Origin of the sequence: Tabrizicola sp., assembly GCF_030373185.1 — a bacterium.
GTDB lineage: Bacteria > Pseudomonadota > Alphaproteobacteria > Rhodobacterales > Rhodobacteraceae > Tabrizicola.
In genome coordinates this window covers 344,226-359,083 of sequence record NZ_JAUCZH010000007.1, presented here as the reverse complement: position 1 = coordinate 359,083, position 14,858 = coordinate 344,226, and the positions used below count along the sequence as shown (strand labels likewise).

General features: G+C 60.7%; 27 protein-coding genes and 1 pseudogene. All 28 read left to right on the top strand.

Translation table 11 applies throughout. From position 1 onward, the window contains the following. The first annotated feature begins 120 nt into the window (after positions 1-120). Complete coding sequence (gene rpsJ / locus QUV21_RS15160) at positions 121-429, top strand: 30S ribosomal protein S10 (RefSeq protein WP_023666234.1); 309 nt, start codon at positions 121-123, stop codon at positions 427-429. Between the two features lie 12 nt (positions 430-441). Then, positions 442-1,167, top strand: coding sequence for a 50S ribosomal protein L3 (rplC, locus tag QUV21_RS15155; RefSeq protein WP_300856070.1), 726 nt, complete (start codon positions 442-444; stop codon positions 1,165-1,167). After that, complete coding sequence (gene rplD, locus QUV21_RS15150; protein WP_300856069.1) at positions 1,164-1,784, top strand: 50S ribosomal protein L4; 621 nt, start codon at positions 1,164-1,166, stop codon at positions 1,782-1,784. The genes rplC and rplD overlap by 4 nt, the downstream gene beginning before the upstream one ends. Then, positions 1,781-2,101: a 50S ribosomal protein L23 gene (locus tag QUV21_RS15145; RefSeq protein WP_300856068.1), complete on the top strand. Its 321-nt coding sequence runs from the start codon at positions 1,781-1,783 to the stop codon at positions 2,099-2,101. Before rplD ends, QUV21_RS15145 begins: the two co-directional genes overlap by 4 nt. Positions 2,102-2,224: 123 nt before the next feature. Continuing rightward, a complete protein-coding gene (rplB, locus tag QUV21_RS15140; protein ID WP_300856067.1) occupies positions 2,225-3,064 on the top strand; it encodes a 50S ribosomal protein L2 in 840 nt (279 codons plus the stop codon). Positions 3,065-3,067: 3 nt separating this feature from the next. After that, entirely contained in the window at positions 3,068-3,346 is a 279-nt protein-coding gene (gene rpsS / locus QUV21_RS15135) for a 30S ribosomal protein S19 (RefSeq protein ID WP_125324998.1), read from the top strand. A 3-nt stretch (positions 3,347-3,349) separates the two neighbouring features. Further along, positions 3,350-3,730, top strand: coding sequence for a 50S ribosomal protein L22 (gene rplV, locus QUV21_RS15130; RefSeq protein ID WP_300856064.1), 381 nt, complete (start codon positions 3,350-3,352; stop codon positions 3,728-3,730). Then, the gene (gene rpsC / locus QUV21_RS15125) at positions 3,730-4,446 is read left to right on the top strand and encodes a 30S ribosomal protein S3 (protein ID WP_300856062.1); all 717 of its coding nucleotides are present in this window, start codon (positions 3,730-3,732) and stop codon (positions 4,444-4,446) included. The genes rplV and rpsC overlap by 1 nt, the downstream gene beginning before the upstream one ends. Positions 4,447-4,458: 12 nt before the next feature. Continuing rightward, complete coding sequence (rplP, locus tag QUV21_RS15120) at positions 4,459-4,872, top strand: 50S ribosomal protein L16 (RefSeq protein WP_202660172.1); 414 nt, start codon at positions 4,459-4,461, stop codon at positions 4,870-4,872. A gap of 134 nt (positions 4,873-5,006) precedes the next feature. Continuing rightward, positions 5,007-5,630 (top strand): TIGR02466 family protein, encoded by a 624-nt coding sequence (locus QUV21_RS15115; protein ID WP_300856059.1) that lies wholly within the window; start codon positions 5,007-5,009, stop codon positions 5,628-5,630. 80 nt (positions 5,631-5,710) lie between these two features. Next, positions 5,711-5,971 carry a hypothetical protein gene (locus QUV21_RS15110; RefSeq protein WP_300856058.1) on the top strand — a complete coding sequence of 87 codons (261 nt, stop codon included), beginning with the start codon at positions 5,711-5,713 and terminating at the stop codon, positions 5,969-5,971. 18 nt (positions 5,972-5,989) lie between these two features. Further along, positions 5,990-6,097 (top strand): annotated as a pseudogene (locus tag QUV21_RS15105) (putative 2OG-Fe(II) oxygenase); the annotation flags it as partial. 548 nt (positions 6,098-6,645) lie between these two features. Beyond that, positions 6,646-6,846 carry a 50S ribosomal protein L29 gene (gene rpmC, locus QUV21_RS15100; protein ID WP_300856055.1) on the top strand — a complete coding sequence of 67 codons (201 nt, stop codon included), beginning with the start codon at positions 6,646-6,648 and terminating at the stop codon, positions 6,844-6,846. An 11-nt stretch (positions 6,847-6,857) separates the two neighbouring features. Beyond that, positions 6,858-7,097, top strand: a complete 240-nt coding sequence (gene rpsQ, locus QUV21_RS15095) for a 30S ribosomal protein S17 (protein WP_300856053.1) — start codon at positions 6,858-6,860, stop codon at positions 7,095-7,097. 57 nt (positions 7,098-7,154) lie between these two features. Beyond that, positions 7,155-7,523 carry a 50S ribosomal protein L14 gene (rplN, locus tag QUV21_RS15090; protein ID WP_091302592.1) on the top strand — a complete coding sequence of 123 codons (369 nt, stop codon included), beginning with the start codon at positions 7,155-7,157 and terminating at the stop codon, positions 7,521-7,523. Next, a complete protein-coding gene (rplX, locus tag QUV21_RS15085; protein ID WP_300856051.1) occupies positions 7,523-7,828 on the top strand; it encodes a 50S ribosomal protein L24 in 306 nt (101 codons plus the stop codon). Before rplN ends, rplX begins: the two co-directional genes overlap by 1 nt. After that, on the top strand, positions 7,828-8,388 hold the full coding sequence (gene rplE, locus QUV21_RS15080) for a 50S ribosomal protein L5 (protein WP_300856049.1): 561 nt from the start codon (positions 7,828-7,830) through the stop codon (positions 8,386-8,388). Before rplX ends, rplE begins: the two co-directional genes overlap by 1 nt. A gap of 17 nt (positions 8,389-8,405) precedes the next feature. After that, the gene (rpsN, locus tag QUV21_RS15075; protein ID WP_300856047.1) at positions 8,406-8,711 is read left to right on the top strand and encodes a 30S ribosomal protein S14; all 306 of its coding nucleotides are present in this window, start codon (positions 8,406-8,408) and stop codon (positions 8,709-8,711) included. A 12-nt stretch (positions 8,712-8,723) separates the two neighbouring features. Further along, positions 8,724-9,122 carry a 30S ribosomal protein S8 gene (gene rpsH, locus QUV21_RS15070; RefSeq protein WP_300856045.1) on the top strand — a complete coding sequence of 133 codons (399 nt, stop codon included), beginning with the start codon at positions 8,724-8,726 and terminating at the stop codon, positions 9,120-9,122. A gap of 11 nt (positions 9,123-9,133) precedes the next feature. Continuing rightward, complete coding sequence (gene rplF, locus QUV21_RS15065) at positions 9,134-9,667, top strand: 50S ribosomal protein L6 (protein ID WP_300856043.1); 534 nt, start codon at positions 9,134-9,136, stop codon at positions 9,665-9,667. A gap of 11 nt (positions 9,668-9,678) precedes the next feature. Further along, the gene (gene rplR / locus QUV21_RS15060) at positions 9,679-10,038 is read left to right on the top strand and encodes a 50S ribosomal protein L18 (protein WP_300856040.1); all 360 of its coding nucleotides are present in this window, start codon (positions 9,679-9,681) and stop codon (positions 10,036-10,038) included. Positions 10,039-10,163: 125 nt separating this feature from the next. Beyond that, positions 10,164-10,730 carry a 30S ribosomal protein S5 gene (gene rpsE / locus QUV21_RS15055; RefSeq protein ID WP_300856038.1) on the top strand — a complete coding sequence of 189 codons (567 nt, stop codon included), beginning with the start codon at positions 10,164-10,166 and terminating at the stop codon, positions 10,728-10,730. Between the two features lie 2 nt (positions 10,731-10,732). After that, positions 10,733-10,927, top strand: a complete 195-nt coding sequence (gene rpmD / locus QUV21_RS15050) for a 50S ribosomal protein L30 (RefSeq protein WP_300856037.1) — start codon at positions 10,733-10,735, stop codon at positions 10,925-10,927. A 225-nt stretch (positions 10,928-11,152) separates the two neighbouring features. After that, a complete protein-coding gene (locus tag QUV21_RS15045) occupies positions 11,153-11,542 on the top strand; it encodes an ectoine synthase (RefSeq protein WP_300856035.1) in 390 nt (129 codons plus the stop codon). A 140-nt stretch (positions 11,543-11,682) separates the two neighbouring features. Beyond that, on the top strand, positions 11,683-12,162 hold the full coding sequence (rplO, locus tag QUV21_RS15040; RefSeq protein ID WP_300856034.1) for a 50S ribosomal protein L15: 480 nt from the start codon (positions 11,683-11,685) through the stop codon (positions 12,160-12,162). A gap of 102 nt (positions 12,163-12,264) precedes the next feature. Beyond that, the gene (gene secY / locus QUV21_RS15035; protein WP_300856032.1) at positions 12,265-13,641 is read left to right on the top strand and encodes a preprotein translocase subunit SecY; all 1,377 of its coding nucleotides are present in this window, start codon (positions 12,265-12,267) and stop codon (positions 13,639-13,641) included. Between the two features lie 4 nt (positions 13,642-13,645). Next, positions 13,646-14,296 carry an adenylate kinase gene (locus QUV21_RS15030; RefSeq protein WP_300856030.1) on the top strand — a complete coding sequence of 217 codons (651 nt, stop codon included), beginning with the start codon at positions 13,646-13,648 and terminating at the stop codon, positions 14,294-14,296. A 182-nt stretch (positions 14,297-14,478) separates the two neighbouring features. Continuing rightward, a complete protein-coding gene (rpsM, locus tag QUV21_RS15025; protein ID WP_300856028.1) occupies positions 14,479-14,847 on the top strand; it encodes a 30S ribosomal protein S13 in 369 nt (122 codons plus the stop codon). Positions 14,848-14,858: the final 11 nt, after the last annotated feature.

Here is a 14,858-nt window from a genome sequence, read left to right as displayed (position 1 = left end):
CCGCGAAGGCGGCCGCACCGTCGGTGCAGGCGTCGTCTCGAAAATCATCGCGTAACCAAGGAAACAGAACCTCTTGGGTGGGTCTTCGGACCCACCCCAATGTTCTAGAAGGATAAGAAGATGCAAGGTCAGACCATCCGCATCCGCCTCAAGGCCTTCGATTACCGTGTGCTGGATGCCAGCACGCAGGAAATCGTCAACACGGCCAAGCGGACCGGCGCGCAAGTGCGCGGCCCGATCCCGCTGCCGAACAAGATCGAGAAGTTCACGGTTCTCCGTGGTCCGCACATCGACAAGAAGTCGCGCGACCAGTGGGAAATCCGCACGCACAAGCGTCTCCTCGACATCGTCGATCCGACCCCGCAGACTGTGGACGCGCTGATGAAGCTCGACCTTGCTGCCGGCGTTGACGTCGAAATCAAAGTGTAAGGAGCGAAAAACATGCGCTCTGGCGTTATTGCAAAGAAGCTGGGCATGACCCGGCTGTTCCTGGAGGACGGCAAGCAGGTTCCGGTCACGGTTCTGCAGCTGGACAGCCTTCAGGTCGTCGCCCAACGCACCGCTGACAAGGATGGCTACACCGCCGTCCAGCTTGGCGCTGGCGTGGCCAAGGCCAAACGGACCACCGCCGCGCAGCGCGGTCACTTCGCCCGTGCGAACGTGGCCCCCAAGCGCAAGATCGCGGAGTTCCGTGTGACCCCGGATTGCCTCATCGAAGTGGGCGCGGAAATTACCGCTGACCACTACCTTGCAGGCCAGTTCGTGGATGTCGCAGGCACCTCGATCGGTAAAGGCTTTGCCGGTGCAATGAAGCGGCACAACTTCGGCGGCCTTCGGGCGTCGCATGGTGTGTCGGTTTCGCACCGTTCGCACGGCTCGACCGGCCAGTGTCAGGATCCTGGCAAGGTGTTCAAGGGCAAAAAGATGGCTGGCCATCTTGGTGCCGTGCGCGTGACCACGCAGAACCTGCAGGTTGTTCGCACCGATGCCGACCGTGGCCTGATCATGATCAAGGGCGCTGTCCCGGGATCGAAGGGTGGCTGGGTCACGATCAAGGACGCGGTCAAGAAGCCGGAAGCCAAGGACGCCCCGCGTCCCGCCGCGATCCGTGCTGCCGCCGCTGCTGCTCCGGTTGCCGAAGTGGCTGCCGAAGGGGGTGAAGCATGAAACTCGACGTGATCAAACTGGACGGCGGCAAGGCCGGCTCCATCGATCTGGACGAAGCGCTGTTCGGCCTTGAGCCGCGCGCCGACATCCTGCACCGCGTGGTGCGCTGGCAGCGGGCGAAGTCCCAGGCTGGCACCCACTCGACGCTGACCCGGGCCGAGGTTTCGTACTCGACCAAGAAGATCTATCGCCAGAAAGGCACCGGCGGCGCTCGTCACGGTTCCAAGAAGGCACCGATCTTCCGTCATGGTGGTGTTGTGAAGGGTCCGACCCCGCGCAGCCACGCCCATGACCTGCCCAAGAAGTTCCGCGCCCTCGGCCTGCGCCATGCGCTGTCGGCCAAGGCAAAGGCCGGTGAACTGGTGATCCTTGACGCGGCCACGCTGGCCGACGCCAAGACCGGTGCGCTTGCCAAGATGAAGTCGGAGCTGGGTTGGAAGCGCGTGCTGGTCATCGACGGAGCGACGGTTGACGCGAACTTCGCGCTGGCCGCCCGTAACCTGGAAGGCATGGATGTGCTGCCGACGATTGGCGCCAACGTCTATGACATCCTGAAGCGCGATACCCTGGTCATCACCAAGGCCGGTATCGAAGCCCTGGAGGCACGTTTGAAATGAGCAAGGCTCCCAAAACTGCTGCGGCCCTCAAGCCGGAGCACTACGACCTGATCAAGAAGCCGATCATCACCGAAAAGGCCACCATGGCCTCTGAGGCTGGCGCGGTTGTGTTTCAGGTTGCAATGGATGCGACCAAGCCCGAAATCAAGGAAGCCGTCGAGGCGATCTTTGGTGTCAAGGTGAAGGCGGTGAATACCTCCATCACCAAGGGCAAGGCCAAGAAGTTCCGCGGTCGCGCAGGCGAGCGTTCGGACAAGAAGAAGGCCTATGTGATGCTGGAAGACGGTAACACTATCGACGTCACCACCGGCCTCTGATATCAGCGCCACGAATCTGGCGGCCCCGGGTAAACCGGGGCCGCTGCATTTAACCAAACGGGGATCTTCGGAGCCCTTCACCCCGGGTCGAAAGACCCTGATAGCAAACGGAAGACAGAGAGCATGGCACTCAAGTCGTATAAACCGACGACGCCAGGCCAGCGTGGGCTGGTTCTGATCGACCGTTCGGAGCTGTGGAAAGGCCGTCCGGTCAAAGCCCTTACCGAGGGTTTGAACCGTACCGGTGGCCGGAACAATACCGGACGCGTCACGATGTGGCACAAGGGCGGTGGGGCCAAGCGCCTGTACCGCGTGGTTGATTTCAAACGTCGCAAGTACGACGTTCCGGCGGTTGTCGAGCGGATCGAATATGACCCGAACCGCACCGCCTTTATCGCACTGGTCAAGTACCAGGACGGTGAACTGGCTTATATTCTGGCGCCGCAGCGCCTTGCCGTTGGTGACTCTGTCATCGCCGGCGCCAAGACCGACGTGAAGCCCGGCAATGCGATGCCCTTCTCGGGCATGCCGATCGGTACCATCGTTCACAACGTCGAACTGAAGCCCGGCAAGGGTGGCCAGATGGCCCGCGCGGCCGGCACCTATGCCCAGTTCGTCGGCCGTGACGGTTCCTACGCGCAGATCCGCCTGTCCTCGGGCGAGCTTCGCATGGTCCGTCAGGAATGCATGGCCACCATCGGTGCCGTGTCGAACCCCGACAATTCGAACCAGAACTTCGGGAAAGCTGGGCGTATGCGCCACAAGGGCATCCGCCCGACGGTGCGCGGCGTCGCAATGAACCCGATCGACCACCCACACGGCGGCGGCGAAGGCCGCACCTCGGGCGGCCGTCACCCGGTTACTCCGTGGGGCAAAGGCACCAAGGGCAACCGGACCCGCAAGCCGAAGGCGTCGGATGCCCTGATCGTCCGTTCGCGTCACGCCAAGAAGAAAGGGCGCTAATCCATGGCACGTTCCATCTGGAAGGGCCCGTTCGTCGACGGCTACGTCCTGAAGAAGGCCGAAAAGGCCAAGGCCGGTGGCAAATCCGAAGTGATCAAGATCTGGTCGCGCCGGTCTACCATCCTGCCGCAGTTCGTTGGTCTGACCTTTGCGGTCTACAACGGCAAGAAGCACATCCCGGTCAACGTGACCGAGGAAATGATCGGCCAGAAGTTCGGTGAATATTCGCCGACGCGGACCTATTACGGTCACGCCGCCGACAAGAAAGCGAAGAGGAAGTAAGCCATGGGTAAGGACAACAATCCGCGCCGCGTGGCGGACAACGAAGCAATGGCGATTGCCCGTATGCTTCGCACCTCGCCGCAGAAACTGAACCTCGTCGCCGGTCTGATCCGGGGCAAGAAGGTGGACAAGGCTTTGGCCGACCTCACCTTCTCCAAGCGCCGCATCGCGGGCGACGTGAAGAAGTGCCTGCAGTCGGCGATTGCCAATGCGGAAAACAACCACAACCTCGACGTGGACAGCCTGATCGTGGCGGAAGCCTGGGTCGGCAAGAACCTGGTCATGAAGCGCGGTCGCCCGCGGGCTCGTGGCCGGTTCGGCAAGATCATGAAGCCGTTTTCCGAGATCACCATCAAGGTCCGTCAAGCCGGGGAGTCTGCATAATGGGTCAGAAGGTCAATCCGATCGGCATGCGTCTCCAGGTCAACCGCACCTGGGACAGCCGCTGGTTCGCTGAATCCAAAGACTACGGCAACCTCCTCCTGGAAGACCTCCGCATGCGCGAGTTCATCCACAAGGAACTGAAGCAGGCCGGGATCTCGAAGGTCATCATCGAGCGTCCGCACAAGAAGTGCCGTGTGACCATTCACACCGCACGTCCGGGCGTGATCATCGGCAAGAAGGGCGCAGACATCGAGACGCTTCGCAAGAAGCTGACCGTGTTCACCAAGTCCGAACTGCACCTCAACATTGTTGAAGTGCGGAAACCGGAACTTGACGCACAGCTGGTGGCCGAGTCGATCGCCCAGCAGATGGAACGCCGCGTGTCCTTCCGTCGGGCCATGAAACGTGGCGTGCAGAATGCCATGCGCATCGGTGCGCTTGGGATCCGCGTGAACGTCGCTGGCCGTCTTGGCGGTGCCGAAATCGCCCGGACCGAATGGTACCGTGAAGGCCGCGTGCCGCTGCACACCCTGCGCGCCGACATCGACTATGCCCTGTCCGAAGCCACGACCCCTTACGGGATCATCGGGGTGAAGGTCTGGATCTTCAAAGGCGAAATCCTTGAGCATGATCCGCAAGCGCATGACCGCCGCCACGCCGAGGCACAGGAAGGCGCAGCCCCGCGCCCCCCGCGCCGCGACCGTGAACGCGCGTAAGGAGTAACGAAGATGCTGCAACCAAAGCGCACCAAATTCCGCAAGATGCACAAAGGCCGCATCCATGGCGAAGCCAAGGGCGGGTTCCTTCTGAACTTCGGCTCTTTCGCACTGAAAGCGACCGAGCCAGAGCGTGTCACCGCGCGGCAGATCGAAGCGGCCCGCCGCGCGATCACCCGTCACATGAAGCGTCAGGGCCGGGTCTGGATCCGGATTTTCCCGGACGTTCCGGTGTCGGCAAAGCCCGTCGAAGTTCGTATGGGTAAGGGCAAAGGCTCGACCGATTACTGGGCGGCCAAGGTCAAGCCTGGCCGGATCATGTTCGAGATCGACGGCGTGAACGAAGAAATCGCACGCGAGGCCCTGCGTCTTGGCGCGATGAAACTCCCGGTCACCACGCGCATCGTCGCGAAGGAAGACTGGTAAGGGAGTCGGTCTGAAGCCCGACCTACGATATCGGCCCCCGCTGGAAACGGCGGGGGCTTTTTCCATAGATCAGCCACCCTGCGCCCCGCCTCCCCCTCGTGGGGAGGGGAGGGGGCTACCCAAGGATCGTAACGATGGCCGAAATCACCTCGCTTTTTGTCACCCGCCTTTACCGCGCCACGCTGAACGAGTTGGCAAAGAAAAAGGTCGACTACGCCGAACTGCACCAGACCTGCGACATGGTGGCCGAGGATGACGAGGCCGGGCAGGAGTGGTGCGAGGCGAACGGCTATCCCGGCTACACCTCCTATGCTTCGCTGGACGACCTGCCCTGGCGGATGCCGATCTTCGGGGATCTGGAAAAGGCGCTGGACAAGCACGTCGCCGCCTTCTGCAAGGAGCTGGGGTTTGATCTTCAAGGCAAGAAGCTGAAGTGCAATTCGCTCTGGATCAACATCCTGCCCGAAGGCGGCACCCATGCCAGCCACATCCACCCGCATTCGGTGATTTCCGGCACCACCTATGTCGCGATGCCCGAGGGGACCAGCGCCCTGAAACTGGAAGACCCGCGCCTGCCGATGATGATGCTGGCCCCCGTCCCCCTGAAAACCGCACCGCAAGAGTTGCAGCGGTTTGTTTATGTGAAACCGGCAGTGGGCGAGGTTCTCCTGTGGGAAAGCTGGCTAAGGCACGAGGTGCCGATGAACATGTCCGAGGAAGAACGGATCTCGGTTAGCTTCAACTATGGCTGGGCTTGATCGCAAGGCATTGCGGGTTGTTCCCATGGCGATCGCTTCCTAAGTTCAATTGCTGATGCCCCTTTGCGAAAGGCAAGGCGATGAAGAACGGCAACCGTATCGAGAACGGCTTCACCATGGTCCTTCAGGCGATCTGGGATATCCTGTTCACGTTCGCCCGACAGATCATGTCGGCGCTGGCCTATGTGGTCGCGGGCATGATCGCGGGGGCTGGGGGTGGCGCGGCGGTTGCGCTTTATTCCGACATCCCCTTGGTCGCGGGCCTCATAATCGGTGCCATACTGGGCCTTGTCGTCGTCGTTGCTGTGCAGATGCTGGTTGCAAGCGGCGGCGGCTGGTAGGGCAGAGAGGGTAGTTCCGCTATGGGCGAGGTTCTTCTCTGGGAAAGCTGGCTCCGCCACGAGGTGCCGATGAACATGTCCGAGGAAGAGCGGATCTCGGTCGGCTTCAACTATGGGTGGGCGTGACTGGCGAGATACCTGGTGCTGTGTAGGGCACGCTACACTGCCGCTCAGGAACAAGGGGTTGTCTGGTTACGAAAGCGCTTTTGGATGCAGCGAATTCACACCGTTATAGCACCAACTGCGCGAGCAACCTTCGTGTCGCTGACGGTGCTCGAAGTGAGCCTTCATACTGCCATCAACAGCTTGGTGGTGTGCCCTAACTCTACCATGACACTCTGAGCACCTCAGTTCTCGGTCGCGGTGCAGCTTGAGTGCCTCGTGGATGGTCTGTGCTACCCACTGACCCCTAACTTTCACTTCACAGGTGGCTGAATCATCACTCATTAAGGCAGTGTGCGGTCTGTTGATCGTGGAAGCAAATGGAAACTGGGGATAATGGTTTCTTCTACTGGTGCCCCCCAACTTCCCCCTTGCCCCGCACCCCACCTTCCCCTATACGGCCCCATCCAGCGATTCCGGGTTCCCGGATTCGTCGGTTTGTCATTGAACCGTCAGGTTATCGGTGACCCTTGCAACAGGGGCCGTCTGGCGATTGTGAAAAGGAAAGCGGCATGAAAGCCGAAGAACTGAAGACCAAGACGCCGGACCAGCTGCGCGACAGCCTGATCCAGCTCAAGAAGGAATCGTTCAACCTGCGCTTCCAGCAGGCGACCAACCAGCTTGAGAACACCGCCCGCATGCGTGCCGTTCGCCGCGATGTGGCGCGTATCAAGACCGTTCTCGGCCAAAAAGCCGCCGAAGCTGCGAAGTAAGGGGAACCGCTATGCCAAAACGCATCCTGACCGGCACCGTCACCTCGGACAAGAACGAGCAGACGATCACCGTATCCGTCGAACGCCGCTTCAAGCACCCGCTGCTGCAGAAGACCGTGCGTAAGTCGAAGAAATACCGCGCTCACGACGCGGACAACAAGTTCAAGGTCGGCGACACCGTGCGCATCGAAGAATGCGCGCCGATTTCGAAAACGAAACGCTGGACGGTGGTGGTCGACGCAACCGCGTAACCTCTGCCCCCTTTACGAAACCCCAGGGCTAGTCCCTGAAGGTCGGGAGACTTTCAAATGATCCAGATGCAGACGAATCTGGATGTGGCTGACAACTCCGGCGCTCGCCGGGTTCAGTGCATCAAGGTTCTTGGCGGTTCGCACCGCCGTTATGCTTCCGTGGGCGACATCATCGTGGTGTCGGTCAAGGAAGCAATTCCGAAAGGCCGCGTGAAGAAGGGTGACGTCCGCAAGGCCGTTGTCGTTCGCACCGCCAAGGAAGTTCGCCGTGAAGACGGCACCACCATCCGTTTCGACCGTAACGCCGCCGTCATCCTGAACAACCAGGGCGAACCGGTCGGTACCCGTATATTCGGGCCGGTCGTGCGTGAGCTGCGTGCCAAGAACTTCATGAAGATCATCTCGCTGGCTCCGGAGGTGCTCTGATGGCTGCGAAACTCAAGAAAGGTGACACGGTCGTCGTGCTCACCGGCAAGGACAAGGGCAAGAAGGGCGAGATTTCGTCTGTAAACCCCGATGCGAACAAGGCCATCGTCGACGGCGTGAACGTCGCGATCCGCCACACCAAGCAGAGCCAAGCGTCGCAGGGCGGCCGTCAGCCGAAGGCGATGCCGATCGACCTGTCGAACCTTGCCATCGTGGACAAGAACGGCAAGGCCACCCGTGTCGGCTTCCGCATGGAAGGTGACAAGAAGGTGCGTTTCGCCAAGACCACCGGGGAGGCGATCTGATGTTGGACGCTGCACAATACACTCCGCGCCTGAAGGCCGAATATGCGACCAAGATCCGCGCGGCGATGAAGGAAGAGTTCTCGTACAAGAACGACATGCAGATCCCGCGTCTGGACAAGATCGTCCTGAACATGGGCGTCGGCGAGGCGGTCAAGGACACCAAGAAGGTCAAGCAGGCCGCCGAGGAACTGTCCCAGATCGCCGGTCAGAAGGCTGTCATCACCAAGGCCAAGAAGTCGATCGCCGGCTTCCGCGTCCGTGAGGAAATGCCGCTGGGCTGCAAGGTCACGCTGCGTGGCGACCGGATGTACGAATTCCTGGACCGCCTGATCAACGTGGCTCTGCCCCGCGTCCGCGACTTCCGCGGCGTCAAGGGTTCGAGCTTCGATGGTCGCGGCAACTATGCCATGGGCCTGAAAGAGCACATCGTGTTCCCGGAAATCAACTTCGACAAGGTCGACGAAGTTCTGGGAATGGACATCATCATCTGCACCAACGCGAAGACCGACGCAGAAGCCAAGGCGCTGTTGAAGCTTTTCAACATGCCCTTCACGTCGTAAGCGCGAGGAACAAAGATATGGCAAAGAAATCCATGGTGAACCGCGAAGTAAAGCGCGCCAAACTTGTGAAGCAGCATGCTTCCAAGCGCGCCGCGCTGAAGGCGGTGATCAACGATCAGGCGAAGCCGGTTGAAGAGCGCTTCAAGGCGACGATCAAACTGGCCGAAATGCCCCGCAACTCGTCCGCCGTCCGGCTGCACAACCGCTGCCAGCTGACCGGCCGCCCGCATGCGTTCTATCGCAAGCTCAAACTCAGCCGCATCATGCTGCGTGATCTCGCCTCGTTTGGCCAGATCCCGGGCATGGTCAAGTCCAGCTGGTAAGGAGGACCGGAAATGTCGATGAACGATCCTCTTGGCGATATGCTGACGCGTATCCGCAACGCCCAGATGCGCGGCAAGTCCACGGTGGTTACCCCCGCCTCGACGCTGCGTGCCAATGTGCTCGAAGTGCTTCAGTCCGAAGGCTACATCCGTGGTTGGGAAAAGGCTGACACCTCGAACGGTCAGGGCGAATTCACCATCAGCCTGAAATACTATGAAGGTGAGCCTGTGATCCGCGAACTCAAGCGCGTGTCCAAGCCCGGCCGTCGGGTGTATATGGGCGTGAAAGAGATCCCCTCGGTCCGCAACGGTCTGGGTGTCTCCATCGTCTCCACGCCGAAAGGTGTCATGTCGGATGCAAATGCACGCGCTGCCAATGTTGGCGGCGAAGTGCTTTGCACCGTATTCTAAGGGAGGGTGGAATGTCTCGTATCGGCAAGAAACCCATCACGCTGGTCAAAGGCACCTCTGCCTCGGTCAGCGGTCAGACCATCGAAGTCAAGGGGCCGAAAGGCACCCGCAGCTTCACGGCTGGCGATGATGTCACCCTGACCATCGAAGGCGAAACGATCAAGGTCGCCCCGCGCGGGTTGTCCAAGCGTGCGCGCCAGCAGTGGGGCATGACCCGTTCGATGGTCGACAACCTGGTCACTGGTGTTTCCACCGGCTTCAAGCAGGAAATGGAAATCCAGGGCGTCGGCTATCGTGCCGCCATGGCTGGAAATACTCTGAAACTGTCGCTGGGCTACTCTCACGAAGTGAATTTCGAAGTGCCGCAGGGCGTGACCGTCACGGTCCCGAAGCAGACCGAGATCGTCGTGGAAGGCATTGACCAGCAGCAGGTTGGCCAGGTGGCCGCGAACATCCGCGAATGGCGCGCGCCAGAGCCCTACAAGGGCAAAGGCATCCGCTACAAGGGTGAGTTCGTGTTCCGCAAGGAAGGCAAGAAGAAGTAAGGGCGAGAGAAATGGCAAGCAACAAGAGAGAGCTGTTCCTCAAGCGCCGCCTGCGCGTACGGAACAAGATCAAGGCAACTTCGCACGGTCGTCTGCGCCTTTCGGTGCATCGTTCGTCGAAGAACATCAGCGTTCAGCTGATCGACGATGTGAAGGGCGTGACCGTCGCCTCTGCCTCCACACTGGAGAAAGAGCTGGGTCTCGTCGGCAAGAACAACGTCGAAGCGTCCGCCAAGGTTGGCGCGGCGATTGCCGAGCGGGCAAAGAAGGCCGGGGTCGAGGAATGCTACTTCGACCGTGGTGGGTTTCTGTTTCACGGCAAGATCAAGGCCTTGGCCGATGCTGCCCGTGAAGGTGGCCTGAAGTTCTAAAACCAGCGGGCGGCGCTACCTGCCAAGGTTGCGCCGCCCCGATGATCCGGGGGCTGGCGGCATCAGCTGCGCCCACCAGGATTGGCGACAACGGCGCCACTGCGCCACCAGTGAAGGAATGCCTTATGGCAGAACGTGATAACCGCCGGGACGGCCAGCGCCGTGACAACCGCCCGGAAGAAAACCCGGAATTCGCCGACCGTCTGGTCGCGATCAACCGCGTCTCGAAAACCGTCAAGGGTGGCAAGCGCTTCGGCTTTGCCGCACTCGTCGTTGTCGGTGACCAGCGTGGTCGCGTCGGCTTCGGCAAGGGCAAGGCCAAGGAAGTGCCGGAAGCGATCCGCAAGGCCACTGAGCAGGCCAAGCGCAGCCTGATCCGTGTGCCGCTGAAAGATAGCCGCACGTTGCACCACGACATGGAAGGTCGCCACGGCGCCGGCAAGGTCGTGATGCGGACGGCTGTTGCAGGTACCGGCATCATCGCCGGCGGCCCGATGCGCGCCGTGTTCGAGATGTTGGGAATTCAGGACATCGTTGCCAAGTCGATCGGCACCTCGAATCCCTACAACATGATCCGCGCCACCATTGATGGGCTGAAGCACGAATCCTCGCCCCGCAACGTGGCATCGCGTCGTGGCAAGAAGGTTGCCGAAATCCTTCGGAAGCCCGAAGCCGAAACCGTGGAGGCCTGAGCATGGCTGACAAGAAAACCATCGTCGTGAAGCAGGTGGCCTCGGCCGCCCGCCGCCCGGCCAAGCAGACCGCGACCCTCAAGGGTCTTGGACTGAACAAGATGAACCGCACCCGCGAGTTGGAAGATACCCCTTCCGTCCGCGGCATGGTCAACAAGATCAGCCATCTGGTCCAGATCATCGAAGAACGCGGATAAGCGTAGGTCGGGGCCTGCCCCGACACTCCAGCATCAAACGCCCCTGCTGAAGCGCGGGGGCGTTTTGCTTTCTGCCTCACGCGCACTTGCGGGCAGACGTCTGACAGCATCCTGGATCAACCTTCCCGGTTGCTCCGTCTTGTTGATCCATGGCCCCGCCAGCGCTAGGGTCACTTGATTGGTGCCTCTTTCGGCGTCAGCTTTCAGAATTACAGGATCGCTTCCATGATTGTCCGCACTCTTGCCTCTGTCCTGAACACATCCGCCCATGTGAAGGGCGAGGCATTCGAAAGCCGTCGTATCCTGCTGGCTGCCGACGGGTTGGGCTATTCACTGCATGACACGCTTTGCAAAGCCGGGACCGAACAGCTTCTGGAATACAAGAACCACGTCGAGACGAATTACGTCATCGAAGGCAAGGGTGCTGTGACCAATGTCGCCACGGGCCAAGTCTGGCCGCTTGGCCCCGGCACCGTCTATGTGCTGGACCACCACGAGGCGCATCTTCTGCGTGCCGAAACGGATTTGCGGATCATCTGTGTCTTCACGCCCGCCTTGACCGGGCAGGAAAAGCATGACGCCTCGGGCAGCTACCCGGCACCGGCAGCGGACTAGCCCTCGCCCTTAGCCTTGCCATCGAGCAAAGGGTCGTGTATCGGCCCCCGGTGACCTTCATGGTCACGAGAATCAACAAGAAACGCCGCGTTGTCCCCATCCGTCGCAGGTAGGGACGTTCCGGCAAAGGAGATTGCGACATGAAACTGCATGAACTCGCCGACAATCCCGGCGCTGCCAAGAAACAAAAGCGCGTTGCGCGTGGCCCCGGTTCGGGCAAGGGCAAGACCGCTGGCCGTGGTATCAAGGGCCAGAAGTCGCGTTCGGGCGTGGCGATCGGTGGTTACGAAGGCGGCCAGATGCCACTGTACCGCCGCCTGCCAAAGCGCGGCTTCACCAAGCCGAACCGCATGGAATATGCCGTTGTGAACCTTGGCCTGATCGAGAAGTTCATTGCCGCCGGCAAATTGGACGCCAAGGTCGAGATCACCGAAGACGCTCTGGTAGCGGCTGGCCTGACCTCGAACAAGCGCGACGGTATCCGCGTGTTGGCCAAGGGCGAAATCACCACCAAGATCACGCTCAAGGTCACCGGCGCTTCGGCCTCGGCGGTCGAAGCGGTGGAAAAGGCAGGCGGCACCGTCACGCTTACGGCACCAGTCGCGGCTGCGGCTGAATAAGGGATTGTGAGCGGCTCTAAGGTCGCTTACATCAATTTCCAGTTTTCCCGCGCCGCCAACCGGAGAACGGTATGGCGGCGCTTGGCTTGAAAGAGACCTGATATGGCATCTGCTGCAGAGCAAATGGCGGCCAACCTCAGCTGGAGTGCGCTGGGAAAGGCAACCGACCTGCGCCAACGCATCTTCTTCACAATCGGCCTGCTGATCGTCTACCGGCTTGGCACCTACATCCCGGTTCCCGGGATTGACGGTCAGGCGCTGCGCGATTTCATGGCCGAGGCGACGCAGGGCATCGGTGGCATGCTGAACCTGTTCACCGGTGGTGCGATCAGCCGGATGGGGATCTTTGCGCTGGGGATCATGCCGTATATCAGCGCCTCGATCATCGTGCAGCTTCTGGCCACGATGTATGCCCCCTGGCAGCAGCTGCGCAAAGAGGGTGAGCAGGGCCGCAAGAAGCTGAACCAGTATACCCGCTATGGCACGGTAGCGCTGGCCATAATGCAGGGCTATGGCATTGCCATGTCGATCCAGGGGGGCGGGTTGGCCCATAACCCCGGCCTGTTCTTCATTGCGTCCTGCGTCATCACTCTGGTTGGCGGGACGATGTTCCTGATGTGGCTTGGTGAACAGATCACCGCACGCGGCATCGGCAACGGTATTTCGCTGATCATCTTCGTAGGGATCGTGGCCGAGATTCCGGCCGCCATCGCGCAGTTCTTTGCGCAAGGGCGGTCCGGCGCGCTGTCGACCCCGGTGATTCTTGGTGTGATTGTCATGGTCATTGCCGTCATCACCTTTGTCGTCTTCATGGAACGCGCGCTGCGCAAGATCTCGATCCTCTATCCGCGCCGTCAGGTCGGCATGAAGGTCTATGAGGGCGGGTCTTCGCACCTGCCGATCAAGGTCAACCCGGCTGGCGTCATTCCGGCGATCTTCGCATCGTCGATCCTGCTGCTGCCGACCACGATCAGCACCTTTTCAGGTGGCGGGACCAACCCGGTACTGTCCTGGTTGGCGGCGAACTTTGGCCATGGCCAGCCGCTCTATCTGCTGTTCCTTGCCGCGATGATCGTGTTCTTTGCCTATTTCTACACGTTCAACGTCAGCTTCAAGATTGATGACGTGGCGGAAAACCTGAAGAACCAGAACGCCTCGATCCCCGGGATCCGCCCCGGCAAGAAGACTGAGGAGTATCTGGAATATGTGGTCAACCGCGTGCTGGTGCTGGGTTCGGCCTATCTGGCAGCGGTCTGTCTGTTGCCCGAGATTCTGATCAGCCGAGTGGGGATTCCGTTCTACTTTGGCGGCACCTCGGTTCTGATCGTGGTGTCGGTGACGATGGACACGATCCAGCAGGTTCAGTCGCATCTTCTGGCGCACCAGTATGAGGCGCTGATCGAAAAGTCGCAGCTGCGTGGTCGCAAGCGTCCTGCCAATGGCAAGACCAGCGCGCCCAAGGCTCCGTCGCGGCGCTGATCGAATGGTGAACATCATCCTTCTGGGTCCGCCGGGGGCGGGCAAGGGCACGCAGGCCAAACGTCTGGAAGAAGCGCGCGGCATGGTGCAGCTTTCCACCGGCGACATGCTCAAGGAAGCCATCGCCAAAGGGACCGAGCTTGGTCGCAAGGTTGAAGGCATCATGGCCCGCGGTGAGCTGGTGACGGACGAAATCGTCATCGGCCTGATCGAGGCCAAGATGCACGATGGTGCCAAGGGCGGGTTCATCTTCGACGGCTTCCCCCGCACGCTGAAGCAAGCCGATGCGCTTGGTAATCTGCTGGCCCGCACGGGGCAGGGGCTTGATGCGGTGATCGAGATGCAGGTGGATGACGCGGCCCTTGTCGCGCGGATCACTGGGCGCTTCACCTGCGGCAACTGCGGCGCGGTCTATCATGATCAGACCCATCCGACAAAGATCGCCGGCACCTGTGACGCCTGCGGCAGCACGAACCTCAAGCGCCGCGCCGATGACAACGCGGAGACGCTGAAAACCCGGCTGATGGAATATTACAAGAAGACTTCCCCGCTGATCGGCTATTACTACGCCAAGGGGCAGCTTTCCGCCGTTGACGGGCTGGCAGAGGTGGAAACCGTTGCCGATGCGATCGCATCGGTTCTTGACAAAGCCTGAGAAATCTTCCCGGCGGCCTTGACGGCCCGGGGAAAAGCCCCTAATGCACGGCGTCCCGCGGTGGAATCGCCTTGCGGGCCTTCCTTATTGGAAGTTCGGACCACCGAGGGCGCGAGCCCCTTGGTGGAGTTGTGAAAAAAGGTTCTGGCACTACGGAACCGCAACCTAGAAGGACGACACGTTTGGCACGTATTGCTGGCGTCAACATTCCCACCGCGAAACGGGTTCCGATCGCGCTCACCTACATCACCGGTATTGGTCCGAGCACAGCTGAATCGATCTGCGAAGCGCTCAAGATTGACCGCGCCCGTCGCGTGAACCAGCTGAATGACAGCGAAGTTCTGGCGATCCGCGAATACATCGATGCGAACGTCACCGTCGAAGGTGACCTGCGCCGCGAAACCACCATGAACATCAAGCGTCTGATGGATCTGGGCTGCTACCGCGGCCTGCGTCACCGCAAGGGCCTGCCGGTCCGCGGCCAGCGCACCCACACCAACGCTCGCACCCGCAAAGGCCCCGCAAAGGCCATTGCCGGCAAGAAGAAATAAGGGGGGCCGGA